Annotated in this window: 21 protein-coding genes; 7 read left to right on the plus strand and 14 right to left on the minus strand. The window is 46.3% G+C overall.

The window, feature by feature from the left end; all coding sequences use genetic code 11:
- The first annotated feature begins 23 nt into the window (after window positions 1-23).
- The 3 genes from J4N23_RS05845 to J4N23_RS05855 all read left to right on the plus strand — a co-directional run bounded on the left by J4N23_RS05845 (window position 24) and on the right by J4N23_RS05855 (window position 2,810).
- Entirely contained in the window at window positions 24-1,553 is a 1,530-nt protein-coding gene (locus J4N23_RS05845; RefSeq protein ID WP_207426081.1) for an amino acid permease, read from the plus strand.
- 15 nt (window positions 1,554-1,568) lie between these two features.
- A complete protein-coding gene (locus tag J4N23_RS05850; protein WP_207426082.1) occupies window positions 1,569-2,414 on the plus strand; it encodes an RNA polymerase sigma factor RpoD/SigA in 846 nt (281 codons plus the stop codon).
- A 129-nt stretch (window positions 2,415-2,543) separates the two neighbouring features.
- Window positions 2,544-2,810 carry a zf-TFIIB domain-containing protein gene (locus J4N23_RS05855; RefSeq protein WP_207426083.1) on the plus strand — a complete coding sequence of 89 codons (267 nt, stop codon included), beginning with the start codon at window positions 2,544-2,546 and terminating at the stop codon, window positions 2,808-2,810.
- A gap of 49 nt (window positions 2,811-2,859) precedes the next feature.
- On the opposite strand, the gene J4N23_RS05860 is transcribed toward J4N23_RS05855, so the two are convergent.
- The 6 genes from J4N23_RS05860 to J4N23_RS05885 all read right to left on the minus strand — a co-directional run bounded on the left by J4N23_RS05860 (window position 2,860) and on the right by J4N23_RS05885 (window position 6,798).
- The gene (locus J4N23_RS05860; RefSeq protein WP_207426084.1) at window positions 2,860-3,285 is read right to left on the minus strand and encodes a nuclear transport factor 2 family protein; all 426 of its coding nucleotides are present in this window, start codon (window positions 3,283-3,285) and stop codon (window positions 2,860-2,862) included.
- Window positions 3,286-3,503: 218 nt separating this feature from the next.
- Entirely contained in the window at window positions 3,504-3,860 is a 357-nt protein-coding gene (locus tag J4N23_RS05865; RefSeq protein WP_207426085.1) for a hypothetical protein, read from the minus strand.
- A 2-nt stretch (window positions 3,861-3,862) separates the two neighbouring features.
- Window positions 3,863-4,486 (minus strand): alpha/beta hydrolase, encoded by a 624-nt coding sequence (locus J4N23_RS05870; protein WP_207426086.1) that lies wholly within the window; start codon window positions 4,484-4,486, stop codon window positions 3,863-3,865.
- Between the two features lies 1 nt (window position 4,487).
- Window positions 4,488-5,423, minus strand: coding sequence for a ring-cleaving dioxygenase (locus J4N23_RS05875; RefSeq protein WP_207426087.1), 936 nt, complete (start codon window positions 5,421-5,423; stop codon window positions 4,488-4,490).
- 105 nt (window positions 5,424-5,528) lie between these two features.
- Window positions 5,529-6,116 carry a Crp/Fnr family transcriptional regulator gene (locus tag J4N23_RS05880; RefSeq protein WP_207426088.1) on the minus strand — a complete coding sequence of 196 codons (588 nt, stop codon included), beginning with the start codon at window positions 6,114-6,116 and terminating at the stop codon, window positions 5,529-5,531.
- Window positions 6,117-6,267: 151 nt separating this feature from the next.
- The gene (locus tag J4N23_RS05885) at window positions 6,268-6,798 is read right to left on the minus strand and encodes a YceI family protein (protein ID WP_207426089.1); all 531 of its coding nucleotides are present in this window, start codon (window positions 6,796-6,798) and stop codon (window positions 6,268-6,270) included.
- 227 nt (window positions 6,799-7,025) lie between these two features.
- Between J4N23_RS05885 and J4N23_RS05890 the strand changes: the two genes are divergently transcribed.
- Window positions 7,026-8,420, plus strand: coding sequence for a DUF4403 family protein (locus J4N23_RS05890; protein ID WP_207426090.1), 1,395 nt, complete (start codon window positions 7,026-7,028; stop codon window positions 8,418-8,420).
- A gap of 40 nt (window positions 8,421-8,460) precedes the next feature.
- Complete coding sequence (locus J4N23_RS05895; RefSeq protein ID WP_207426091.1) at window positions 8,461-10,086, plus strand: ATP-binding protein; 1,626 nt, start codon at window positions 8,461-8,463, stop codon at window positions 10,084-10,086.
- Between the two features lie 60 nt (window positions 10,087-10,146).
- Here J4N23_RS05895 and J4N23_RS05900 read toward each other — a convergent pair whose 3' ends face one another.
- Window positions 10,147-11,097, minus strand: coding sequence for an NADP-dependent oxidoreductase (locus J4N23_RS05900; RefSeq protein ID WP_207426092.1), 951 nt, complete (start codon window positions 11,095-11,097; stop codon window positions 10,147-10,149).
- A 175-nt stretch (window positions 11,098-11,272) separates the two neighbouring features.
- Here J4N23_RS05900 and J4N23_RS05905 point away from each other — a divergent pair, with 175 nt between their 5' ends.
- Together J4N23_RS05905 and J4N23_RS05910 are read left to right on the plus strand one after the other, a co-directional pair.
- Window positions 11,273-12,331, plus strand: coding sequence for a PAS domain-containing sensor histidine kinase (locus J4N23_RS05905; RefSeq protein ID WP_207426093.1), 1,059 nt, complete (start codon window positions 11,273-11,275; stop codon window positions 12,329-12,331).
- 83 nt (window positions 12,332-12,414) lie between these two features.
- Window positions 12,415-12,780 (plus strand): STAS/SEC14 domain-containing protein, encoded by a 366-nt coding sequence (locus J4N23_RS05910; protein WP_207426094.1) that lies wholly within the window; start codon window positions 12,415-12,417, stop codon window positions 12,778-12,780.
- Window positions 12,781-12,964: 184 nt separating this feature from the next.
- Here the strand turns inward: J4N23_RS05910 and J4N23_RS05915 are convergent, their stop codons facing one another.
- The 7 genes from J4N23_RS05915 to treS form a co-directional block, all read right to left on the minus strand.
- Entirely contained in the window at window positions 12,965-13,174 is a 210-nt protein-coding gene (locus tag J4N23_RS05915) for a DUF3606 domain-containing protein (RefSeq protein WP_207426095.1), read from the minus strand.
- An 84-nt stretch (window positions 13,175-13,258) separates the two neighbouring features.
- Window positions 13,259-14,560 carry a DUF5103 domain-containing protein gene (locus J4N23_RS05920; protein WP_207426096.1) on the minus strand — a complete coding sequence of 434 codons (1,302 nt, stop codon included), beginning with the start codon at window positions 14,558-14,560 and terminating at the stop codon, window positions 13,259-13,261.
- 22 nt (window positions 14,561-14,582) lie between these two features.
- Entirely contained in the window at window positions 14,583-16,496 is a 1,914-nt protein-coding gene (locus J4N23_RS05925) for an ABC-F family ATP-binding cassette domain-containing protein (RefSeq protein ID WP_207426097.1), read from the minus strand.
- A 175-nt stretch (window positions 16,497-16,671) separates the two neighbouring features.
- Window positions 16,672-17,121, minus strand: coding sequence for a hypothetical protein (locus J4N23_RS05930; protein WP_207426098.1), 450 nt, complete (start codon window positions 17,119-17,121; stop codon window positions 16,672-16,674).
- Between the two features lie 252 nt (window positions 17,122-17,373).
- The gene (locus J4N23_RS05935) at window positions 17,374-19,407 is read right to left on the minus strand and encodes a M13 family metallopeptidase (RefSeq protein ID WP_207426100.1); all 2,034 of its coding nucleotides are present in this window, start codon (window positions 19,405-19,407) and stop codon (window positions 17,374-17,376) included.
- Window positions 19,408-19,690: 283 nt separating this feature from the next.
- Window positions 19,691-21,682, minus strand: a complete 1,992-nt coding sequence (gene glgB, locus J4N23_RS05940; protein WP_370527236.1) for a 1,4-alpha-glucan branching protein GlgB — start codon at window positions 21,680-21,682, stop codon at window positions 19,691-19,693.
- Window positions 21,683-21,695: 13 nt separating this feature from the next.
- Window positions 21,696-25,031 (minus strand): maltose alpha-D-glucosyltransferase, encoded by a 3,336-nt coding sequence (gene treS / locus J4N23_RS05945; protein ID WP_207426101.1) that lies wholly within the window; start codon window positions 25,029-25,031, stop codon window positions 21,696-21,698.
- Between the last annotated feature and the right edge of the window lie 5 nt (window positions 25,032-25,036).

The following is a 25,036-nucleotide window of genomic DNA, read 5'->3' on the forward strand; positions in this document are numbered from 1 at the left end:
CTACTGTTTCAAATTTTTCAAAAATGAAGTACAAAAAACCTCTTGATTTATTAGTTAAAGAAGCTGCTGAAACAGGTAGCGGAACCTTGAAGAGAACGCTTGGTGCCGGCAACCTGATAGCCCTTGGTATAGGTGCAATTATTGGAGCCGGTTTATTCGTGAGAACCGCTGCTGCCGCTGCCGATCATGCCGGCCCTGCTGTGACGCTTTCCTTTATTCTTGCCGCCGTTGGGTGTGGATTGGCTGGCTTGTGTTATGCTGAGTTTGCCTCGATGATTCCTATTGCCGGCTCTGCTTATACTTATTCTTATGCAACAATGGGTGAGTTTATAGCCTGGATAATAGGGTGGGATCTGGTGTTGGAGTATGCCGTAGGAGCGGCGACGGTATCCATTGCCTGGTCCGAATACCTGAACAAGCTTTTGGAGACGGTCGGGCTTTCTATTCCCTACCAGTTTTTCCATTCACCGTTTCAAACCTCTCCTGATGGCGTGCAGGGTATTATCAATCTGCCAGCCTTATTTATTGTGATTGTCCTTTCACTGGTGTTGATACGGGGTACGCAGGAGTCTGCTACGGTTAATGGCATCATTGTGATATTGAAGGTTGCCATCGTGATTTTGTTCATAATCCTGGGTTGGAGTTTCATGAACCCCGCAAATCATACTCCTTATATTCCAGATAATTCTGGTGAAGTCGCCCTCCAACAGGAAAATTCAAGCTGGCTAGATTTTTTCAAAAATGATTTCGGAAACTTTGGGTGGTCGGGGATCATAAGTGGCGCCGGTGTGGTTTTTTTCGCCTTCATTGGTTTTGATGCGGTGTCGACTGCTGCCCAAGAGGCAAAAAATCCAAAAAGGGACATGCCTATTGGTATCCTCGTTTCCCTGCTCATCTGTACTGTGCTGTATGTGCTGTTTAGCCATGTGCTAACCGGCGTAGCGAATTACAAGGAATTTGGGGTAGCAGGTAAGGAAGCCTCTGTTGCTTATGCAATAGACAATTATATGAAAAGCTATTCGTGGCTTTCGGTATTGATCACCGTAGCGATACTGGCTGGCTTTTCGTCTGTCATCCTGGTGATGTTGCTGGGCCAGTCGCGGGTTTTCTTCTCTATGTCAAGAGACGGACTTATTCCCAAGATTTTCTCGACAGTCCATCCCAGGTATCAGACTCCTTACAAATCCAACCTGATTTTTTTGGTGTTCGTGGGGCTCTTTGCGGCGTTTGTACCGGGTGACATTGTAGGAGATATGACCAGTATTGGAACTTTATTCGCCTTTGTATTGGTGTGCATTGGGGTGATTGTAATGCGAAAGACAGATCCCGATACAAAACGTCCCTTCAAAACTCCATTCATGCCGGTACTACCTATTGTGGGGGCACTAGCTTGTTTGTTGATGATGGTAGGACTTGGAGCACATAACTGGGAGCGCTTGCTTTTATGGATGGGGATCGGTTTTATCATCTACTTCACATACAGTGTCAAAAATTCATTAATCAGGAAAGGCCTGGTAGTCGTTCCAGTAGATCCGGCAGAACCGAAATTATAGTCATCAGTAGTATTCATGGAACAAAAGAGGATAGTTTATTCATTTACCAACCGCGACGCATACTCGCTTTCGAAATACTTGCAGGAGATAGCGAAATTTGGAACCTTGTCTTCCGCTGAGGAAGAGGAGCTAATTGAGAAGATTCGGCTGGGTGATGAAGAAGCGGTTCAAAAACTTGTCACCTCCAACCTGCGCTTTGTAGTTTCTATTGCGAAGCAATATCAGCGAGAGGGTGTTTGTCTGGAGGATTTAGTTAGTGAAGGAAATATTGGCCTCATCAAGGCTGCAAAACGGTTTAACAATGAGAAGGGGTTCCGTTTTCTATCTTATGCTGTTTTTTGGGTGCGTCAGGCCATTATGGATTCCGTTTCAGAATATATCAACCTGGTATATCTGCCGCAAAATCAGTTGGACGCCCTGAGTAAGATAAGAAAGGCAAGGGTGAAACTGGAGCAGCAATTACATCGGGAACCCAGTGACTCCGAAATTTCTGACTTTTTAAATACCTCCATTGAGAAGATACCCAGCAGTTGTACTTATCTTTCGCTTTACGCCCCGGCTAAGGCAGGCGATGAGCGGCCCCTGATAGATATGTATCCCAGTCATGCAGCCTTAGCAGATCACCACCTCGACACTGAATCGCTTTCGGCCGAGATCAGGCGTTATCTTACCCTTCTCCCTGCAAAAGAAATGGAGGTGGTTAGTTTATATTTCGGTATTGATACCCCATTCGCACTCAGTCTGGAGGAGATTAGTGATAGATTTTCTCTCTCCCGCGAGCGAGTTCGTCAGCTTAAGGAAAAAGCGATCCAGTTGCTGCAGGCGAATGCGGTCAAGTATAGACAATTATTATCTGCCTAGTTTCTGGGTGGAAATAGCCGGTCCTCTTTCATTGTTTCGGGGCCGGTTTTTTTTGTTCCTTCCTTAGTGGCAGTTCCAAACACTTATCTTTTTAATGTCTTAACTTAGTGAAAACATAAACTAGAAGATATGAAATGTCCAAACTGCCAAACTACTTTACTTATCAGCGACAAGCAGGGTGTAGAGATCGACTACTGTCCGAATTGCCGGGGCATCTGGCTGGATAGAGGGGAATTAGAAAAGATTATTGAAAGATCGGCTGACCACTACTCGAAACGAGAGAATTATGAGTCGGATTATAAAAGATACGGCTATCAGGATTACCGGGAAGATGAGCACAAACGGCATCCCCATAAAAAAAAGAAATCATTCCTGGACGATTTCTTTGATTTCTAAAAATTTAGCTGGTGGGAGAAACGAGGATAAAGCCCTTTCTCCCTTTTCGTTACACGATGGCGCTGGAGATGTTTGTTATTTTCCAACCGTTACTGCTATTGGCTATGGTAACAAAGTTGATCCGCGAGAAACCTGAATATTCCATGCGGACTTTGACAACCGCCTGAGTAGGAGTTATATCGAGCACTTCGACGCTGGTGCTGCAATTCTGCTCGACGTTTTCAATGTTCTTCAGATGGCTCATCATTGCTTGTCGGCCATAGTTGCGAATTTTCTCTCTCACTGTTAACGTAAACTTGACGTCGGCATCCAACACCTTATATAAACCTTTTATATTGCCGTGTACCATCGCATCGATGTAAGTGTTCACGGCATGATCAAGCTGGAGCTTTTCATTTTTGCTATCATCAGTTGCAAATGCGCTGAAGGATAGGACCATTAATACTGCTGCAAGTACTGTTCTTAAAGTTTTCATATCTGTTGCTGTTTTTTGAGTGCTATTGTTGGTTTGATGACTCAAAACTAGCTTGAGATAGTGGGTTAGAGAACAGAAACTAGGCCGGCGAATGAAAGTATTCGGTAAATAGTGGGGAAAAGCCGGCGAATGAACTTCAGTAAATTTTCACCGCCTTTATTTCTTTGCCGGATCAGAGAAAACTTGGGATACCTCTCTCCATTCAACCGCTGCCTCTCTCAGAGGGTGATAAAAATCGATCTTCGCTCGATGGGACTGAGATTCCTTGTTTTGTGCCCTTTACCTTCCGTGTCTTCTACCAAAAGGATGTCTCCGGCACCAAACTGTCGTTTCTCGCCGAGTGAAGTTTCAATCTCTATTTCTCCGTCGAGCAGAATGATAAACTGGCGTGCAGGAGCGTTATGAAACTCATAGTCGTACTCCGGTAACACCTTTCGGAATACGAGATTCTCAACTTTGTATTTCTCAGAAAGGTAGCCTATGGGACCAGCTTCTGTTAACGGGATTCTAAGTTCATCGAAACAGCTTTCTCCCGATTCGTTCGAGAAAATCCTTGTTACCACAAAACCTTCCATAGCTACGATAAGATCAGTTGATTGGCCAGTTGGATCTCTTCCATCTGGATAGTGTGCGGCCGCCCTTTATAAATTTTCAAAGTCACCCTTGCCTTTAGCTCTTCCAGGATCGACACGCTTTCTTCCACTCTTCCTACGGGCACGTGTGGATCCGGATCTCCTGTGGTTAAAAGGACAGGGGTGCCGGCAAAATCACCTTTGTAATTGCTCCTGTCCAGCTTCTCACCGATCAGGCCGCCCGTGTAAGCAATTACACCTCCATATCTTTTCCCATTTCTGGCAACAAACTCAAGTGAAAGGCAGGCACCTTGTGAAAAGCCCAGGAAATAGATATGCTCCGACGGTATTCCTTTGCCCTCAACTTCCGCCAGCAGAGAGCCAATCAGATCGAGCGCAGAATCAAGCGCCGGCTGATTTTGTTGCACCGGCGCCATGAAGCTGTAGGGGTACCAGCTATTATTGGTCGCTTGCGGTGCAAGGATAGCTGCATCCGCGAGTTGCAGATGATCAGCAAGTGAAGCAATGCTTTCCGCTGTAGCGCCTCTTCCGTGTATCATAATCACCACTTTCTGTGCCTCCTCCAGCGGAAGCCCTTCGGTCAGAATATTTTTTTCGTGTGTGTACATTTTAATCTAATTTTGGTAAACGACTGGCTATGTCCTCCCGGTAGCCTTCATATTGAGGTGGCAACTTCAACCCTGTTCCCAGCTCATCCACTGTTTCGTCAGTTGCAAATCCAGGATTATCACTGGCAATCTCGAATAATACTCCTCCCGGCTCACGGAAATACAGCGAGTAAAAATAGTTTCGGTCGATCTTTTCGGTGATATGAAGTCCCGCCTCTACGATCCGATCGCGAAAGCGCATTAAAACTTCATCATCCTTTACTCTGAATGCCACATGGTGCACTGAACCGCCTGCTACATGTCCAATCGCTTCTCCCGGCGCCTCTACCAGGTCTACGTAAGCAGCTGTTTCAACTGCATCCGTCACAAAGCGGTATCTGTTTACATGCTGTTCCAGTAACTTGTAGCCAAACAAATCGGTGAGGACGCTTGCGGTCGCTTCAACTTTGTTGCTGGTGATGGTGACGTTATGGAAACCGCGGGTAGCATGTTCAGCACCTACTTCCGCCGTTTCCCAAGGTTGCCGGTGGTCGCTGTTTTTAGGGACCGTCAACTCGAACTTCAATCCGTCAGGATCCAGAAACGTTAGGTACTGTTCACCAAATTTCTCGGCAATTTTATTATAAGTGATATTGTTCTTTTCAAATCTCTTGAGCCAAAACTCCAGACTGTTTTCAGGTACTGAATACCCAATTTCTGTCACCTGCCTTGTTCCGCGACGACCTTTACTAATTCCTTCCCAGGGAAAAAATGTGAGAATGGTCCCGGGAGTACCTACCCGGTCACCGTAGTAGAAGTGATAGGTGTAAGGGTCATCAAAGTTGACGGTTTTTTTTACCAACCGGAGCCCTAGTATCCGGGTATAAAAATCATAGTTCCTTTTTGCTTCACCCGCTATCGCTGTGATGTGATGAAGTCCTAAAATTTTATCTTCCATAATACTTCTTATTAGTAATTCTGCCTTTCAACAATTGTTTTTATTGTTGATGTAATGCAAAACTACGGCGGGAAACAAGGCTCAGCATTGATCTAGGATAAGAACTCAGCCACTTTTCTTTTTGTGAAGATTTGACCTGATTCTGCTTAGTGATTCGGGAGTGATGCCAAGGTAAGAGGCTATTTGTGTTTGTGGCACCCTTTGCGGGATGGTGGGGTAGCGACTCATGAAATCCAGGTAACGTTGCTCGGCAGTATGTGATACAGTCGCATAGAATCGGTTTTCAAGTACGCTGTAGGAGCGTTGCAGCATCAGGCGGAACACCCGCTCCAGGTGAGGTAGCTGCTGGTAAAGAAGTTCTTTGCTCTCATAGTCGATGATTAGAAGCTCGGTGTCTTCCAGTGTTTCTATGAAGAGGTTCGATGGTTTCTGTTCTGAAAAGCTTCCAATGTCACTGATCCACCAGTCCTCTACTGCAAACTGAAGGATTACCTCATCTCCGTTCCTGTCGATATAATACTTCTTAACACATCCGCTCACGATGTATGCCTCAAAGCGGCACACTTCCCCCTGGCTAAGCAGCACTGTTTTCTTTCGGTAGTTCTTCCTTTTCAAGCGGGCATGGAAAAGCTCTAGGTCGGTTGCTGAAAAGGGATGGCAGCGCGTGATGTGTTTGTCGATTTCATTGAACATTCACAAAAATAAAATAAGCTTTATTAAAGTTTGTGAAGATGTTGCTGAAGGGGCAGGTTCTGGAGATTTAGGACGGAAAGGTGTACCGTCCGAGGAAAGTAGGCTGCATGGTTTAGTAAAAAGGCCGGAAAAAATATTCCGGCCTCTGGTCTTATGCTTGTTTAACCAACTGGATCTCTGCGTGCAGTTTGATTTCGTCGCTTACCACAACAGCGCCCGCTTCAGTTACAGCACTCCATGTTAAACCAAATTCTTTTCTGCTTATTTTGCCATCCACTGTGAAGCCAGCTTTTGTCTGGCCATAGGGGTCAACCACAATACCGCCAAACTCTACTTTTACGGTAACTGGCTTTGTGATACCACGGATGGTCAAATTTCCATGTAATTGAGCTTCTTCGCCATCTCCCTCGTACTTGTTGCCTACAAATTTCAGTTGCGCATACTCCTCTGCATTAAAAAAATCAGCAGACTTCAGGTGCGTATCCCGTTGCTCGTTATTGGTGTTAATTGAGTTGATATCTGCAGTGAACTCAATTTTAGAAGCGGTAGTGAAGTCGTCGCTTTCAGTTACCACCTCCAAATCAAAGGTTTGAAAATATCCGGTAACGGTAGTGATCATCAAGTGTTTTACTTTAAACTGCACTTCACTGTGCGTAGGATCAAGTTTCCAAGTAGTTGCCATAGTTTTATGTTATTTAATTTAAGAAATGGTTGTTGTTCGTTTTTGTTTAACAAAACTAGAATAGTCCCCGGTTCTGTAAATTGATCTATGATAAGAAATTCTATTAACGCTAAGGACAAGACTTTAAGATTTTGCTAAATCGGAAAAGCCCGACAAGGCCTCGTCCATAAGGGAATTACTGCTTATTTTGGAGCCGAGTGCTTATATTCGCATTGGAAAACTTGGTCATGTATTTCAAAAGAATCCTTTTCGTAATCACTCTTATCGCTTTTTCAGCTTGCAGCACTTCCCAAAAAATTGAATCATTAAAACCTGCTGCCAGCTATTCAAAAGCCCTTGTTTACGATAAGCAAATTTCCCATCTGGCTTTACCTGTCGAAATCAGCATTGCCGACATTCAGCTGCAGGTCAATAAGTACTTGAACGGACTAGTTTATGAAGACAATAATCTGCTCGACGACGACCGCGAGCTTAAAGTTTGGAAGCAGGGCCCTATTTTGATTTCTGAAATGGATGGTAAACTGCAACTGGAACTCCCTCTGAAAGTTTGGGCTAAGATCCGTTACGGCGTAGAGAAGCTAGGGGTTTCGGCACACGACACCCGGGAGGTGAACCTAAATGGCGTGCTGAAGTTAAGCGCTGCGGTTGGCTTTAGTAACTGGAGGTTGAGCACCGTTACCGAAGTACAGGATGTGGTATGGACAGAAAGTCCGACCCTTACCATCATGGGCAAAAATTTAGCAATTACCTACCTGATTAATCCAGCCCTTGCGCTATTTAAGGGGAAGATGGGTAAAATGGTGGATGAGGCGATGGCGAGCTCCGGGGATGTACGGCCGATGGTGCTGGCAGCGCTGGAATCAGTTTGTAAGCCGCGGCAGCTGAACGAGGAATACAACGCCTGGTTGGCAATACAACCATCAGAAGTTTATGCGAGTAAAGCTATTGTTTCTGGCCGAAAAGTTACCATGAACCTGGGGATGAAGGCTTACCTGGAAACAGCCATCGGCTCAAAACCGGCGCTGACCCTCGACAAGGGGAAGTTGCTGATGAAGGCGGTGGATAAGATGCCCGCCGATTTCAATGTTACAGTTGCCAGCTTTGTGACTTATCCTAACGCTGCAGCCCTTATTCAGAAAAACCTTGTGGGACAGAAATTTGAATCAGGTAAGCGCTCAGTGACGGTTACGAGTGTAAATCTCTGGGGGAAAGATAACAAGATGATTATTGAACTGGGGCTGAAGGGTACTGTGAACGGCTTAATCTACCTCTCCGGTATTCCAGGTTACGATGCCGCCAAACAGGAAATTTTTATGCAACAGGTAGATTTCGTGCTGGATTCAAAAAACAAGCTTTTAAAGATGGGCGATTGGCTAGTGCATGATCTCATCTCGAAAAAAATAGAAACAAATTGTCGGTTTTCCATTAGCAGCTATTTAAAGGAAGGTCAGAAGTCCATTTCGTCCTTTCTAACAAACTATCAACCCATAGAAGGGGTAAGGATAAACGGCACGCTTACAAAACTCGCTCCAAATAAAGTTGTTCTTACACCAAACGCTCTGGTGGCTTTGGTTGTAGCTAAAGGAAAAGCAGGAATAAGTATCAACGGCATGAAACCATAAACTCCTGTCCGCATTATATGATTCACTTAGCCAGCAGATCATGTTGACCAGAACTGCCAGAAACAATGAAGTAAACTTCGACATTCTCTTCTATCGAAGTCCGCTGCCGATGTTAATATTTGACGTGGATAGCTTGCGTATTGTCGATGTGAATGACGCAGCCCTCGAATTCTATGGCTATACGGTAGAGGAGTTCCGGAACATGACGACCCGCGACCTGCGCGTGCCACAGACCAGGAAGGATTTCGATAACTTGGCCCCGCAATTTAAGACGGAGGACAAGATCTATGTGGATGCACAGCATCAAAAGAAGTCGGGAGAAGTTGTAGACCTGCAGATCGTTTCGTATTTAATCGAATATGAAGACAAGACTTATCGTCTGGGTCAGATGCACGACGTGACCACCAAGGTACGCCAGGCAAGAAATCTGGAAATATTAATATCAATAGGCAAATCTATCTCCGAGGAACTTGACCCTAAAAGCGTATTGCAAAAGGTAACAGATGCTACTACTCAGCTCTCTGGCGCAGAGTTCGGTGCGTTCTTTTACAACTTACGTAACGAGCAAGGAGAAGTCTTCCGCATGCATACGTTTTCGGGAGTACCTCCAGAAGCTTGCAAAGAGCTTGAACGGTTTGCCTCCACCTTTCATCCTACATTTTCCCAGGTTCAGCTATTACGGATCGATGATGTGACGAAAGGTCCCCGATTCGGAAAAAACTTCCCTCATGACAACTTGCGTGGGCAGGACTTGTGTTTAACCAGTTTTATGTCTGTTCCCGTGATTTCCAAATCCAGGGAAGTAGTGGGTTGCCTGTTGTTTGGGCACCGCCTTACCGGAGTGTTTTCGGAGGAAGCTGAGCACATGGTAGTGTCAGTAGCATCGCAGGCTGCTATTGCTTTAGATAATGCCACTTTGTTCGAAGATCTGCTGCAGGCTAACAAAGAAAAAGAAGAGTTATTACGGCAGGCCCAGGAGCAAAATTTCAAGAAAGATGAGTTCCTGAGTATTGCCAGCCATGAACTAAAAACGCCTGTTACCAGCATGAAGGGCTACCTGCAGATATTGACCAGGCAAGCCCGGAAAGAAGAAAATTCCGCTTATGCAACGATGGTAGACAATGCGAACCGGCAGGTAGATAAGATAGTACGCCTGGTGGATGAACTTCTTAATCTTTCCAAGTTGGAGTCAGGAAAGATGGTTTATAACCTGGCCGACTTCGCGATCAGTGAAGTGATTGAAGACGTTATTACTCATTTTGTAAATAGTAGAACATCACACTCTATCCGAATTTTCGGAGATAAGAGTCAGCAGGTCTACGGCGATAAGAATCGGCTAGAGCAGGTGATCGTTAATCTGATAGACAATGCCATCAAATATTCGCCGAAGGCGACAGAAGTATTGGTAGGACTTTCGCAGGAAAGGGGCTATTTTAAGTTGGAAGTCAGGGATTTTGGACCCGGTATCCCCGAAGAAAAGCTGTCACTCATTTTCGATCGCTTCTACCGGGGCGAAGAGAACTCGTTCAATACATCCGGCCTTGGTTTAGGCTTATATATCTCTTCCGAGATTATTAGAAGTCATGATGGAAAAATGGGAGTGGAAAGTGAGATAGGCAAAGGCTCCAATTTTTGGTTCATGATTCCGGCGAGTTCCGGCGCCTAAACAAGAAAGCGCCGTAGTAATTGCACACTTTGTGAGGCTCTCTCCGCTTCATTGTTTTGTTTAGGGAACGATAACTATTTTCCCTTTTGTATGATGCGTTTCAATTTGTCGCATGGCAGCGGCTGCTTCGGCCAGAGGGTACCAGTTGCTAAGGTGTACCTTCAGTTTTCCACGATCAGCCATTTCCGCCAGCGCTTCCAATTGACGGCTGTTAGGTTCAACAAAAACATACTTAAAATTCAAGTCTTTTGGCAGGTCTTCCCCGGTATTTAGAATAGACACTAGTTTTCCGTCCGGCTTTAGCGAGGCTAAGCTTTTTTGTAAAGTCTCTCCGCTTGCAGCATCAAAAATAAGATCTACGCCTTCACCGAACAGGTCCCTTAGCTCTGCGGCAATGTCAGTGTCCCGGTAATCAATCGTATGATCGGCGCCAAGCTCTTTCATATATTCATGGTTAGTCTGGCTTGCCACGCCGACTACCTTCGCCCCCTTTTCTTTTGCAATTTGAATCCCCATGGTTCCAATACCTCCCGAAGCACCTAAAATAAGTACTACCTGGCCTTCCTGAAGTCTGCCTGCATCGATAAGGGACTGCATGGCCGTTAAACCGACTAATGGAATGCCTGCTGCTTCGCTAAAGGTAAGTGTGCGAGGTTTGAGCGCCAGATAGGACTCAGGCAATACGATGTATTCGGCAAACGTTCCATGTTGTACCACAGGCCGGCGGGCATAGGCATACACTTCATCACCTGGCTCGAACCTCCGTGCGCTGTAAGCCCTGTCTTCCACAACTCCGGCTACATCCCATCCAGGAATGGCAGGAAATTCCACCGGAATAAAAGATTGCAGATAGCCTTCGCGGACGGCTGAATCTACCGGATTTACGCCCGCCGCCCTGATTCGTATAAGAACTTCTCCTTCCTTTAGCTCAGGAACAGCTATTTGTTCTAGCGCAATTTTATCAGCAGATCCAAACTCTTTGTAAACTGCCGCTTTCATTAGTCTTGTCATAGCGAGATGTTTCCTTAGAAATTTTTTGTACTGCTAATTGTTTTGATTTATCGCATCCATGCTGCAATAAACTAGCCTTCTCCTTTCATCCTAAAACTATTATCGCAACCGATAGTTTAAATTGTGTTTACAGTTAAATACAATCCTTCACGCGTGGAGGGTACAATAAGGTACTATGGATCTGGATACCTACGGCGAATTTTTAGAAACTCTTCCCCTGGCTAGCTTTCTTTTTGACCTGTCCTCGGGGAAGGTGGTCTATAATAACACTTCATTAAGACGACTTCTTGGCACTGATCTTCAGGACTTCAGTGCCGGGAAACTGATAGAGTTGGTTCCGCAGGAGGATAGGGCCTACCTGAAAAAGCGATATTCGATGCTACGGAAGGGGAGCGACCAGAGAGACCTGGAATTCCGGATTTATGCTAAGGACGGCAAAGAGCGCTGGCTGCGCTTAAGTGCTACGCTTGTAGAAGCAGGAGGTAGAGAATGCATAGTTGCTACACTGGCGGATATATCGCCTGAAATAACGAATCTGCATCAGTACAAGAAATTCGCAAATAAAAAAGACTCTATCCTGCAGATACTGGCTCATGATCTCAGGGGACCTCTTGGCACCGCACAAATGGCTACCACTGCTATTACTGCCCGGTTGGGAGATTCGGAGCTGGTCAGACTGACGAGGTCCATTTCAAGTATCCTCAAACAATCGATAGACCTCATTTCTGACTTAACAGAAAGGGAGTTTTTGGAAACAGCTGAGGTAGTATTAGTCAAATCAAGGATTGACGTCGTCTCTAAAATAAAAGAGTGGTTTGAAGAGTGTCAGAAAGCGGCAGGTCTCTCCAACCGGGTTTTTAAGTTCCTGGCTGATAGGGATAGGGTGTTCTTAACGGCCGACGAGGGAAAGATTATCCAGATTTTCAACAACTTGCTTACCAATGCTTTAAAGTTCACGCGGGACGGCGGCACGATTAGTCTTTCGATTGAGGAGAAGCAAAACTCGGTGATGTTTTCAGTGGCCGATGACGGAATAGGGATTCCTGATCATCTGCAGTCTTCGCTTTTTGAGAAGTATACAGAGGCCGGCAGGGCTGGACTGCAGGGAGAGCCGAGCATAGGGCTAGGTATGTACATTGTTAAAACAATTGTAGAGTGGCACCACGGAACGATTTGGGTAGAAAGTAAAGAAAACCAGGGAACGACCGTGTTTTTTGAACTTCCGAAAGCTTAGCTCTTTTCAAACGGTTTCTCTCTTTCTATTAAAATTTAAAGCAAAATCTGCCTGCACCTGTTCCTCGAAAAAACAAGCGACCTATGTTTAAGTACCTTAGGGAACATCAAGAAGATACCATGGCTGTGATGGTTACCGGAAAACTGCAACGGGCTGACTATGATAGTTTGCTGCCGGAGTTGGAACAGAAGCTGCAGCGTTATGGAAAGGTAAATCTGTACTGGGAGATGAAGGATTTCGAGGGTTGGGACGTTTCGGGTGCCTGGCAGGACTTAAAGTTGAATGTGAAGCATGCCAATGACTTTAGGCGGGTGGCGATGGTAGGCGATAAGCATTGGGAACAGCAGCTAACTAGTCTGATGAAACCGTTTAGCAAGGCGGAGATTAAGTTTTTCGATATGTCGGAGGCTGCAGAGGCCAAGGTATGGGTGCAGGGAAAAAATAGTTGATTGAAATGTCGGCGGGCTAATCTAAACCTGATTGACGTGGAAAACCCGCAGCCGAAGCAATGACCAGTGAGAGGGGCGAGGATTTGGAACAGAAAGCAGGACTGGCGGTGAAAAGAGGAGGTTTGCTGTTTTCCAAATAATCCAAAGAAGGAGTCATCCGGGCCTCAACACGGATGACCGATCGCTAGGGTACATCTTGCCGCGGAATGCCGGTCTTTTCTGATAAATACTCCTCTACGTCAATTGGATTGTTTGATTTTACTTCGCGAATTGCTTCGACAACCTCCTCAGTGGTAAGGTTGTATTTTGTTCGCAAATAGTTTACATCGTAGACCTCTTCAAGGTTAGCTCCCGGCTTATCCTGATCCTCTCTTAAATTTGAATTATCGACCATGTTATTTCATATTTAGTGCAACAGATTAACAAGTCCTGATATCAATTGTTGCGGGAAATTTATGTTGGAGAGGGGGCGTATCGATTATCTGCGCACTTCCGTAAAGCCCACCAGTTCTTCCCATCTGGAGCCAGGCCGGCGGTAGTAGAACAGGACCTGGTAGCTGTTGTTGGTCTGAAAAAAGGAACCTTCAAAGGCGGTATGATCGACGTACCGGGTGTTGCCAGACCGCTCTACCCACACGTACTGATAATCATAAACGCCCTGTTTAAGCAGGAGATCTCCATAGAAGCGCTGGTTGGCAGCATCGTAGTTGAGCTTGTTATCTTCCCGCAGATTGTAGGAGTTGAAGCGCCCCACCACGTAGGCGTCACCCTGATCCGAGGGAGCGGAAGCGGCCAGAGTAAATTTTACGGTGGCGTAATCGGCATCGGTACGATTGTCGCGACCGTCCTGATTACGGATGTAGAAAGCACCATTTTCATCAAAGTTGAAGGTATACCCAAGGGTGTTGAGATTGGGATCGGGAAGTAGCTGGACGATGTTCACCGAATCGCGAACGATTCGCGCGACCCGTTCTGTCTGGAAGCGGAGGCTTCGGATATCAAAACGGCGAAATTCATTGCCGGCCGGAAAATCAAATAAACGGATGTCGTTATAAACCAACTGCCCCTGACGCACATAAGTAGGTCGTTCTGCCAGCACGGCAATATCAAACCGGGCATTTTGCATTACGATTGTCTTGATATCTAAATAAGGATTTTGGATCGCCAGCTGTGGATGATTAATGAGCAGGTTGATCTTCTGGTTCTTATCCCGACTGGCCACCTGTGTAGAAGCAGCTATTTCGGCACCTATGGAAACTTGCGGGTTCACTACAAAAAAGCGTCGGGTTAAAATCAGCTTCCGCGGATCGTTGTCTTCGTACACCTTCAGCAGGTAGTTGCCGGAAATTTTGGGCCTGATGCTGAAGTTGGGTAGAGTGACTTCGTAATGGGTGTATTTTTGGAAGGTATTGAACGAAAAACGGTAATCGTTGATGCGGTCTTCCGAAAAATTCTCGAGGTAATCGATAGGAGAGAGGTTGCTGCTATTCCATTTCGAATCGCAGTGCTCAATAGTATAGTAGTAATTCCTGCTGCCGGCTCTCAAGTCGTCGAAGGCGAGAAGGAGCTCATCATTGGAACCCAAAGTGATGACGGGAACAGACTGTTCTTTCTGGCGGTTATAAAACTCTACGGTCTTTATTTGTGGAAGATCGGTCCAATCGTCGTACATCAGCTGTTGCCCGGGGGTGGCTGCCACAGGGGACGATCTTGTTCTGCGCTGGGCAGAACAAGATGTAAACAGGACGAGGAGTAATAGAACTGCCGGGAGCTTTTTCATGCTTGTATAACAGCGGTGTAAGCTAGGCGTTTTCTAAGTCCAATATTTGTTCGGCGAGGCTTTCCCAATCCGCTTGTACTGTTTGCAAGTCTGTCTTCGCTTTCTGGTAACGTTCGTTGACCTCCCTAAGTTTCTCCTGGTCGCTGTAAAGGCTTTCATCACCAAGCTCTAGCTCGGCCCGTTTGACCTCTTTCTCCAGCTCATGGATTTTCTCCTCCAGGCTCTGAAGCGTTTGGTTCAGCTTTTTCAGCTGCTTGCTCTTGTCTTCCGTAGGAGCGGCCTTCTCTTTAGGCTTTTCCTCCTTTTTCGGAGCTGGTGGAGCCGGCTTGTTCTGCACTACGCGCTTTGATGACCACTCTTCGTACTCCTTGTAAGTACCGGGATAATCTTTAATTTTTTGATCTTCGATGTACCAGATCTTGTTCGCTACGTTGTCCAGGAAATACCGGTCGTGAGATACGACGATCAGCGTTCCTTCAAACTGCTGCAAGGCCTGGATCAGGATGTTCACCGACTGGATGTCCAGGTGGTTGGTAGGCTCATCGAGGATCAGGAAATTCGCGTCTGCGGTAAGTGCTTTCGCAAGAGCTACCCTCGATTTTTCACCACCGGATAACACTTTGATTTTTTTGAATACGTCGTCTCCTGTGAACAGGAAACATCCTAAAATAGAGCGAAGTTCTGTCTCCGTGTGTTTGGGGGCGAAGGCCTGAAGCTCACGCACAATCTCATTTTCCAGGTGAAGCGATTCTAACTGGTGCTGTGCGAAGAAGGTCGTGGTAACGTTATGACCCGTTTCTGCCATTCCTTCAAATTCCTTATCTGTTCCTGCAATGATACGCAGTAGGGTAGATTTACCGCGACCATTCGCTCCGATCAGCGCAATCTTATCGCCTTTCTCAATCACCGCTTCTGCGTCCTTCAAAATTTGCAGTCCCGGATAGGATTTGCTGATGTGCTCCATGCGTACAACGTGGCGCCCGGACTGCTTGCTGAACTTGAAGCTGAAGTTTACCGTAGGGTTGTCGTCATCTACATCATCCACTCGTTCCATTTTCTCCAACGCTTTGATGCGGGATTGAGCCATCTTGGCCTTACTTGCTTTGGCACGGAAACGCTCAATCAGGCGCTCTTCCTGACGGATCTTGGCTTGCTGGTTTTTAAACTGATTGGCCTGAATCTCTTCGCGTAAAGCTTTCTCTTCTAAATAAAAACTGTAATTACCTGCATAGGGAATAAGCTTTCCTTTGCGGGATTCCACAATCTTATTTACAATCCTGTCGAGGAAGTAGCGGTCGTGAGATACGATGACGATGGAGCCTTCAAATGCCTGTAGATAACCTTCCAGCCACTTAATGGATGGTAGATCCAGGTGGTTGGTAGGCTCATCCAGCAGCAGGATATCAGGTGTCTGAAGCAGGATTTTTGCAAGCATTACCCGCATGCGCCAACCTCCGGAGAAGGTAGCTAAAGGACGGTTCTGTTCGTCCTCACTGAAGCCTAGTCCTGCAAGAATCTCATGGGCTCTGAATTCAATGTTGTAACCATCCAGAGCTTCGAATTCATGTTGTTTATCACTCAGCTTATGTAAGATATCGTCGGAGTAGTCGGTCTCTAATTTTTTCAGCAATTTCTCGATCTCTGTGTGCAGCTGGTTTTGACGTTCAAAAGCTTCCATTGCCACATGAAGAATGCTCTTGTCTGAATTGTAGGAAAGAAGATCCTGGTTAAGGTAGCCGATCTTGATGTCTTTAGCCATCGAAATCGTTCCGCTGGTGGGAGAGTAAGCACCGACAATCAGTTTAAGCAGTGTTGTTTTTCCTGTACCATTCGCCCCAATCAGTCCTATTTTCTCGTTGGGTTTGATATGTAAGTTAGCGTCGTCGTATAATGCCCTTGCACCAATCTCGAACGTAAGGTTGTTAATCGCAATCACAATGCAAATTTATAATTTTAACTCTATATAGCTTTCCTCGCAATTAGGCCCGGAAGAAATAGGACTTTGATGCTACAAACGCAAATCGGGAATGCTTATTTTACTGATCGAAAGGGAAGCCGAATTCAATGCCGGTACGACGAGAGCCTGCCTTCCTTCGTATTCAAGGAGCTGCTTATTTTACGGTTATTCCAGTTACTTCTTTTAGCTTGAAGTAGGATTTAGCAGCGGGGATAAATACTTCGATTTCCTTCCAGTCGATAGTTACGCTTTTCCCGATAAAGGCTTTGGGATTGCTGATATACTTTTCAGAACCAGGAAATTGTCTAAGCCATATGAAGCTCTTTTCTTTGTTATCCGAGCCGGTGAGAATGAAATAATTAAAGTCTTTCGTGTCAATTCTTTTGAGCACTCCTGTACTGGCCGAGCTAAGTTCGGCGTCGTCCGAGGAGTCAGATTTTACCAGGGCCATCGAGAGTTTTAAAAAGGACTCGCAGTTCTGATTCAGCAGGTTTTTCCCGATATCCATTCCCAACTGGCGCATAGCAGTTTGGTCTGTTATCTCCACTTTGCGTTCCTGCGTTAACGGAATTAGTAAAGCCGCCTGCTTCCCAAAGCAGTCCATAAAGGCTGTCTCTGCTTTTTCTTTTGTCTGGATGGACGAGAATCAAGCGTTTTCAGGCAGGCGCAATAGAATCTGTAATGTTTTGTTCTATTGGGCCGGTTTTACTTTGTGCGGTGGTAAAGAAGCAAAGAAGAGACAGTGCGGCGGATAACGTTAGGTGTTTCATGTTTTATTTTTTGCAAACATACGCCGGTGGCTAAGTCAGGTTACCAAAAAACAAAAGAGGCAGCTTAAACGCTGCCTCTTTTGTTTTTACCAGATTCTAATCCTGTCTTCCGGTTTTTTATAAAGTTTGTCTCCCGGTTTCACATTAAATGCTTCGTACCAGGCATCCATGTTTACCGGCGCACCAATGGTGCGATAAGGACCCGGAGAGTGTGGGTCAGTAACAATAAATTGTGCGGCCGTCTCATTCAGAATATTTCCTCTCCAAACCTGCGCCCAGGAAAGGAAAAAGCGTTGATCGGGTGTGAAACCGTCAATTTTCTCGTTCGACTGCCCTTGCTTCGTCATCTTGAAGGCTTCGTAAGCAGCATTTAAGCCGCCAAGGTCACCGATGTTTTCCCCAAGGGTAAATTTACCGTTTACATGCAGGGTGTCCAGCACGGTATAGGCGTTAAATTGCTCTACCAACGCTTTGGTCTTTGCATCAAACTTAGCTCGATCTTCGTCTGTCCACCAGTTTCTCAAGGTTCCGTCTTTATCGTACTGACTTCCGGAATCGTCAAAACCGTGGGACATTTCGTGCCCTATGACAGCACCGATACCACCATAATTTACTGCGTCATCGGCGTTAGGATCAAAAAACGGGAATTGAAGAATTCCCGCAGGGAAAACAATCTCGTTCATCACCGGACTGTAATAAGCATTTACAGTAGGAGCCGTCATTCCCCAACGGGTACGGTCTACCGGTTTACCTAGCTGGTTGATCATATCATTGTATGCCCAAACAGAAGCATTACGGACGTTATTGAAGTGAGAAGTCCTGCTTATTTCCAGACCTTCGTAGTTTTTCCATTTGTCCGGATAACCGATCTTCGCTTTAAATGCCGCCAGCTTAGCCAGAGCCTTTTCCTTCGTCGCGTCGCTCATCCAATCCAATCCTTTGATGCGGATTTCAAATGCTTTGCGCAGATTTTCTACCAGTACCTGCATTCTCGCTTTCGCCTCCGGCTTAAAATGTTCCTTCACATACAGCTGTCCAAGCAACTCACCAATAGTATTATCAGTTAATGCAGAAACGCGTTGCCAGCGTGGCGTTTGTATTTTTTGGCCGGTTAGCACCTTGTTGTAGGCAAAGTTGGCATTCACGAAAGGAGAACTCAACTGAGACGCTGCGTTTTTCAATACGTTCCACTGCAGATAGGTTTTCCAGTCCGCTACAGGAACTTTACCCAGAAGGGAATTCAACCCTACAAAAAACTGGGGGTTAGAAACGAGAATGGTGTCCTGTCCGTTTACTTTCAGCTTGCTCAGGTACGACTTCCAGTTAATTGCTGGTGTCGACTTGTTGAATTCAGAAATGGCAAACTTGTTATACGTTTTCTGCGGGTCACGCATCTCTACGCGGCCCATTTGTTGTTCGGCAAGCGCTTTTTCAATAGTAAATATTGTTTCAGCATGTTTTTGAGCTACAGCCGCCGATGTTCCTGTCAACTGAAACAGCGTGCTCACATATGTTTTTAGAGCCTCTTGTGCTTTTAAACTTCTGGCATCCGTTTTCAGATAATAGTCTCGATCCGGAAGAGAGATACCGCCCTGCGTCAGTTGCGGAACCATCTTTTCCACGTTTTTCCGGTCCTGACCAACATGGAAACCGAACATGGGCGATGCGGCACCGGCGATGCGTAAATTCGCAGCTTCATTAAGTACTCCAGAGAGATCCTTTATTCCCTGAATTCGACTAAGATCTGGTTTGATAGGCTGGTATCCTGCTTTTTCAATAGCTAGGCTGTCCATGGCCGCCGCGTAAAAGTCACCTACTCTTCTTTCAATAGAGCCTTTAGGTGCAGTCTTGTCTGCAGCAGCATCTGCGAGCAATTTCTTCACTGCGTTGATGTTAAAATCTCTGAGTACCTGGAAGCTTCCCCAACGGGTTTCCTTTGCGGGGACGGGGTTGTTCCTGATCCAGGTACCGCCTGCGTAGGTATAGAAGTCATCTCCGGGTTTTACAGAAAGATCCATATGTGCCGGATCGATGAATTTTTGCTGAGATTCCTGGGCGGAAACCTGAAGGGTACAAGCAATCATACCCATTGCAATAAGCTTAAAACTTTTACTATTCATTAATGATTTGTGTTAATAAGTAGATTTCCTAAAAATAACTTCTGATCGGTTGAAAAATTATTCTGATTAAGTGGCGGGATTGGAAATCCAGGTGTAAAAGAACTAATATGTTCCGAGAATGACAAAGAGGATTTTTAATTTTTTCGTTACAATAACTTAATCTACGAGTGCTGAGGGGGGAAGATAGTGACTAGACTAGTGTTCTGTTGGTACAACAGCATTAGCATTCAAAAGACAAAAGCCTGTAAAACGTTACAGACTTTTGTTTTTTGTTTGTCTGGTATCAATCGTAATCTCTCAGATATTTCAACACCGTTATTCCGAGAGGAGGAAGCGTGAGGTTCACCGAGTGAGAACGTCCGTGTTTAGGAATAGGGAAGGCCTCAATATCTCCGCTGTTCAAAATATCCGCACCGCCATATTTGAGATTATCTGAATTGAAAATTTCTTGGTAATAGCCCATCTTCGGCACACCGATACGGTAGTTTTCTTTCACTGCAGGCGTAAAGCTGGCCACAAAGATCAAGGACTCGTCCGGATCTTTTCCTTTCCTCAGCCAGCTGATCACACTGTTTGCCGAGTCATTGATGTCGATCCATTCAAAGCCCTCCCAGCTGAAATTGTTTTCATAGAGTGCCGACTCGCCTTGATAGAGTTCGTTCAGGTCTTTTAGCACTTTTTGAATGCCGTTGTGTAACGGATGGTTGTTTTCATGCCAGTCAAGACTGAAGTCGTGACGCCATTCATGTCGTTGCGCAAAATCTCCTCCCATGAAGATTAGTTTCGCACCGGGGTGCCCGAACATATAGCTGAACAGCAGCCGCAAGTTGGCAAACTGCTGCCATTCGTCGCCCGGCATTTTATTGATTAGCGAACCCTTTCCGTATACGACCTCGTCGTGTGAAAGGGGCAGGGTGAACTTCTCTGTAAAGGCGTACACTAAGCTAAAGGTGATTTCGCCTTGGTGATACCTGCGGTAGATAGGGTCGGTCTGGAAATAGTGAAGCGTGTCGTGCATCCAGCCCATCATCCATTTCATATCAAAGCCTAATCCTCCGATGCTGGTTGGATGGGTAACGCCCGGCCAAGAAGTTGACTCTTCCGCCACCGTAAAGACGTCGGGGTGATGTTGATGAACTGCGTCGTTAAATTCCTTCAAGAAGCTGATAGCTTCCAGGTTCTCCCGACCGCCGTGCTGATTGGGGATCCATTCGCCTTCCTTCCGCGAGTAATCGAGGTAAAGCATCGACGCAACAGCATCTACACGCAAACCGTCAATATGATATTTATCCAGCCAATAAAGGGCATTGGAGATCAGAAACGCTCTTACCTCATTTCTCTCCAGATTGAAAATGTTACTTTTCCAATCGGGGTGAAAACCTTTTCTCGGATCTGCGTACTCATAGAGGTGTGTGCCGTCAAAGTAACCCAGGCCGTGCTCGTCGGTAGGGAAATGGGAAGGCACCCAATCCAGAATTACGCCTATTCCTTCCTGGTGCAGTGCGTCAATTAGGTGCATGAATTCCTGCGGTGTGCCGAACCTGCTGGAAGGAGCATAGTAGCCTGTAAGCTGATAGCCCCAAGAGCCGTAGAAGGGGTGCTCCATCACCGGCATAAACTCCACATGCGTAAAGCCCATGTACTTACAGTATTTCGGAAGCTCCACTGCCAGGTCCTTGTAGCAAAGGAATTCCCCTTCTGCATTTCTTCGCCAGGACCCAAGGTGTACCTCGTAGATGGAGATGGGCTTGCTAAGCGCATGGGTGCTGGCCCGCTCTTTCATCCAATGTTCGTCGTTCCAAGTGTAGCTGGTGTCCCAAACGACGGTAGCGGTGGCGGGAGGCGTTTCCCAATGAAAAGCATAAGGGTCGCCTTTTTCTACTGAGTAGCCGTTAAACGACTCAATAAAGTATTTGTAATATTCTTTGTCGCCTACCTCCGGTAAGAAGGCTTCCCATACTCCCGATCCATCCCAGCGAAGTTTCATCGGATGCCCCTGCCGGTTCCATGCGTTAAAATTGCCTACTACCGAGACGAAGCGGGCATTTGGTGCCCAAACAGCGAAGTACGTTCCTTTTTGGCCTCCTACTTCCACCAGATGTGCGCCGAGCTTGTTGTAGAGATGATAGTGTTTCCCGGCCTTAAAAAGTTCTATATCGAAATCAGAGAACAAGGAAAAGTGCGATTGTTCATCAGTCATCAGTCCCACTCCCTGAAGGGATTCCCCTGCATTTTCTTCGTACTGTGGTACTATTTGCGATTTTCTTCGTGTCATAACTTTCTTCATTTTATGCAGTTACCATTCCGTTATCCTGCATAATTGCCTTAATTCCCCTTATCGGGATGATGACCCAGTCAGGTCGGTTGTTCAGTTCGTAATTTAGCTCGTATATCGCTTTTTCCAGCAGGAAGGTTTGCATCAGGATATTCAGATCTTCCTTGTTGTTAGGCACGAGTGGAGTTCCTGAAACGGTTTCCAGATAAGCTTTCATGAAGAACCCGCTCATATAATGATACCACTGTTCTGCGTAAGGTAACAGCTTCTCCATGTCTTCTCGGTTGATCTGATCATCAAGGAAAAGACCGCCATAAGCGGCATAATGGAAAGACCTGATCATGCCTGCCACATCGCGAAGTGCTGATCTTTTCAGCCTTCTCTCGCTGTACGGTCTTGCCGGTTCGCCTTCAAAGTCGAGGATTACGAAGTCTTTACCAGTAAACAATACCTGACCGAGATGATAGTCGCCGTGAGTTCTGATCTTCACCACATCTATTTTTTTGCTATAGATGCGTTTCAGCACATTCAGGATTTCAGTGCGCATGTTCAGCAGTTCTTCCGCTTCTCCGCGGATACTTTCATCCACCTTTTTGATATTCCGGCTTTGATTCTGGAAGGTAGCTCTTACCAGGGATTGGAGGGAAGAGAATAGCGATCGCTGGTAGTGCAGCGAGTACTCTTCGGGCCTGAACTCTGGTATGTCGTCGCCTTTCAACAAAGCAAGATGCATCTCACCGGTCCTGACTCCCAGCAGACGAGCTCTTTCAGCTATGCTCGCATCCAGAAGCAACTTAAATTCTTCAGGAGCATCTTCGTAGGCAACGGGGTCTGTCAGTGTTCCCCGAAGGTCGGAAGCTGGCGGTTCTACCCGTGTTCCTGACAATAGCGTTTGATTGTAGTCGTTCAGACGGTCAAGCATGTAACTCCATGCGTCACCGCTGTTCTCCACCATTTCCTGCATCATGCCTAACACCATGGTGTCTTTCTCATATTTCCATTCAATTGCGCCTAAAAATGATGGAATATTTTCAAAGTGGGCATGGTTGGTGAGGAAATGGGTAATTTCCAGATCCGGGTTAATAGCGCGGTCGACCTTCCGATAGATCTTCAGAAAGAACTTATTGTCGAAGGTGAGGGAGGTATTGCTCTGTTCAGCAGACAAAACACGCGATTTCACTTTCTCATGCTCAGAAACATAGGTCCTCAGGGCCTTGGTTCCTGAAAACGCCAGCGCGCTGTCTCTTAAATCGATGGTTTGGTTTCCGGAAATCTTATTAAACAACAACTGCTGAAACTCTTCACAAAACAGCGCATCGAACAGCACGCCGTCTTCACCCTCCAGCCGCAGTCTCGATAGCACCGCTTTAGGGTTCTCTGATTCCAGGGTTGCTGCTACAGAGGCTGATCCAAAGGTAACGGGCAGCTGATAGATTTCTGGTAGTCCGCTATGGTAAGCTACTTCTACCAGTAGGATTACTGCTCCACTTTTAGCAAGGGGAATAGCAGCATGATTGATGATCTTAATACTTTCTATCGACCGTCCCTTACCTCCAAACCAGCGCACTTTCATCAGATAGTCGGGCAAAATCGTTTTCTCCAGGCGGGCGAAGGTCTCTTCTTTGGTAAAGTCTTTCCAGCTTGTCAGTTCTACCATTGGCAGTGTCCGTTGCTCCGGAACGTCTGCATTCACCTGCTCTAATAAAAACCAGTAGCAATCGTAGGGGCCCAGGGTAAAGAAATAAGGCGTTTCGTCCTTGATGCCAGGAAACTTATTCTTACTGAACACTTCAACCGGAACGTATCCCTTGTAAGCACTCAGATCCAGTTCTGCCGGTTGCGAGTAGCGCGATAGGTTAACGATAACGAGCATTGTTTCGTCCTCATAAGTCCGCGTAAATGCGAGTACCTTCGAGTTCTCCAGGTTCAAAAACTTGAGATCTCCCCGGCTAAAGGCTTTGTATTGCTTACGTGTATTGATGATCCGTTTGGTCCACCACAACAATGAGCTGGTGTTTCTGCGTTGGATATCTACGTTTACCGACTCGTAGTGGTAGGACGGGTCGAGGATCACCGGCAGGTACAGCTTGTGCGGGTTTGCTTCAGAGAAACCTGCATTCCGGTCGGACGACCACTGCATAGGCGTGCGCACCCCGTCGCGGTCGCCGAGGTAGAAATTGTCTCCCATCCCGATCTCATCGCCGTAATAAATAACAGGGGTGCCGGGCAGCGAGAATAACAGGTAATTCAGCAGCTCGATCTTCTGCCGGCTATTGTCCATTAGCGGTGCCAGGCGGTGGCGGATGCCGAGGTTAATACGGGCTTTCGGGTCTTTAACATACACTTTATACATGTAGTCACGCTCCTCGTCCGTCACCATCTCAAGCGTCAGCTCGTCGTGATTACGGAGGAAGATGCCCCACTGACACGTTTCAGGGATGTCCGGGGTTTGATCAAAGATGTCGGTGATCGGATACCGGTCTTCCATTTGCAAAGACATAAACATCCGGGGCATTACCGGAAAATGGTAGTTCATGTGACATTCATCGCCGTCTCCAAAATAGGCTGCCGAATCCTCAGGCCACATATTTGCCTCCGCCAGCAACAGCGTTCCCGGGAATTTCTCGTCGACATGTTTGCGCAGCTTTTTCAAAAAGGCATGCGTCTCGGGAAGGTTCTCGCAGTTCGTCCCTTCTCTTTCAAACAGATAAGGCACTGCATCCAGCCGGAAGCCATCAACGCCCATCCGACACCAATAGTCGATCATCTTGAAGACCTCTTCCTGCACCTGGGGGTTGTCATAGTTCAGGTCAGGCTGGTGATGGAAAAACCGGTGCCAGTAGTATTGCTGGGCAACAGGGTCCCAGGTCCAGTTGGAAGTTTCATAATCCTGGAAAATAATGCGGACTTCCCTGAATTGATTCGGGTTATCGGTCCATACATAATAATCCCGGTATGGCGATCCTTTCGGCGATTTTCTTGCCCGCTGGAACCAGGGGTGCTGGTCCGACGTATGGTTGATCACCAGCTCGGTAATGACCTTCAGATTGCGTTTGTGAGCTTCTTTTAAAAATTGCCTGAACTCCTTAATGTCGCCATAGGAGGGATTGATGCTGTAGTAGTCCGCAATATCATAGCCGTCATCCTTTAACGGGGATGGGTAAAACGGCAGCAACCAGATAGCAGTTACCCCCAGGTTCTGCAGGTAATCGAGTTTTTCAAAAAGTCCTTTAAAGTCTCCAATTCCATCGCAATTTCCATCGCGAAAAGCTTTGATGTGAAGTTCGTATATGATGGCATCTTTGTACCAGTGAAGCTTATCGTCTAGTTTCGTTTCTTTCTCAGGCATAGTTC

It is taken from the genome of Pedobacter sp. SYSU D00535 (genome assembly GCF_017355855.1).
In the GTDB taxonomy this organism is placed as follows: domain Bacteria; phylum Bacteroidota; class Bacteroidia; order Sphingobacteriales; family Sphingobacteriaceae; genus Desertivirga.

What these genes read in the sequence shown, in the direction of transcription:
- J4N23_RS05845 (WP_207426081.1), top strand. Translation starts at nt 24, where the DNA reads ATGAAGTACAAAAAACCTCTTGATTTATTAGTTAAAGAAGCTGCTGAA.
- J4N23_RS05850 (WP_207426082.1), top strand. Translation starts at nt 1,569, where the DNA reads ATGGAACAAAAGAGGATAGTTTATTCATTTACCAACCGCGACGCATAC.
- J4N23_RS05855 (WP_207426083.1), top strand. Translation starts at nt 2,544, where the DNA reads ATGAAATGTCCAAACTGCCAAACTACTTTACTTATCAGCGACAAGCAG.
- J4N23_RS05860 (WP_207426084.1), bottom strand. Translation starts at nt 3,285, where the DNA reads ATGAAAACTTTAAGAACAGTACTTGCAGCAGTATTAATGGTCCTATCC.
- J4N23_RS05865 (WP_207426085.1), bottom strand. Translation starts at nt 3,860, where the DNA reads ATGGAAGGTTTTGTGGTAACAAGGATTTTCTCGAACGAATCGGGAGAA.
- J4N23_RS05870 (WP_207426086.1), bottom strand. Translation starts at nt 4,486, where the DNA reads ATGTACACACACGAAAAAAATATTCTGACCGAAGGGCTTCCGCTGGAG.
- J4N23_RS05875 (WP_207426087.1), bottom strand. Translation starts at nt 5,423, where the DNA reads ATGGAAGATAAAATTTTAGGACTTCATCACATCACAGCGATAGCGGGT.
- J4N23_RS05880 (WP_207426088.1), bottom strand. Translation starts at nt 6,116, where the DNA reads ATGTTCAATGAAATCGACAAACACATCACGCGCTGCCATCCCTTTTCA.
- J4N23_RS05885 (WP_207426089.1), bottom strand. Translation starts at nt 6,798, where the DNA reads ATGGCAACTACTTGGAAACTTGATCCTACGCACAGTGAAGTGCAGTTT.
- J4N23_RS05890 (WP_207426090.1), top strand. Translation starts at nt 7,026, where the DNA reads ATGTATTTCAAAAGAATCCTTTTCGTAATCACTCTTATCGCTTTTTCA.
- J4N23_RS05895 (WP_207426091.1), top strand. Translation starts at nt 8,461, where the DNA reads ATGTTGACCAGAACTGCCAGAAACAATGAAGTAAACTTCGACATTCTC.
- J4N23_RS05900 (WP_207426092.1), bottom strand. Translation starts at nt 11,097, where the DNA reads ATGACAAGACTAATGAAAGCGGCAGTTTACAAAGAGTTTGGATCTGCT.
- J4N23_RS05905 (WP_207426093.1), top strand. Translation starts at nt 11,273, where the DNA reads ATGGATCTGGATACCTACGGCGAATTTTTAGAAACTCTTCCCCTGGCT.
- J4N23_RS05910 (WP_207426094.1), top strand. Translation starts at nt 12,415, where the DNA reads ATGTTTAAGTACCTTAGGGAACATCAAGAAGATACCATGGCTGTGATG.
- J4N23_RS05915 (WP_207426095.1), bottom strand. Translation starts at nt 13,174, where the DNA reads ATGGTCGATAATTCAAATTTAAGAGAGGATCAGGATAAGCCGGGAGCT.
- J4N23_RS05920 (WP_207426096.1), bottom strand. Translation starts at nt 14,560, where the DNA reads ATGAAAAAGCTCCCGGCAGTTCTATTACTCCTCGTCCTGTTTACATCT.
- J4N23_RS05930 (WP_207426098.1), bottom strand. Translation starts at nt 17,121, where the DNA reads ATGGACTGCTTTGGGAAGCAGGCGGCTTTACTAATTCCGTTAACGCAG.
- J4N23_RS05935 (WP_207426100.1), bottom strand. Translation starts at nt 19,407, where the DNA reads ATGAATAGTAAAAGTTTTAAGCTTATTGCAATGGGTATGATTGCTTGT.
- glgB (WP_370527236.1), bottom strand. Translation starts at nt 21,682, where the DNA reads ATGACACGAAGAAAATCGCAAATAGTACCACAGTACGAAGAAAATGCA.
- treS (WP_207426101.1), bottom strand. Translation starts at nt 25,031, where the DNA reads ATGCCTGAGAAAGAAACGAAACTAGACGATAAGCTTCACTGGTACAAA.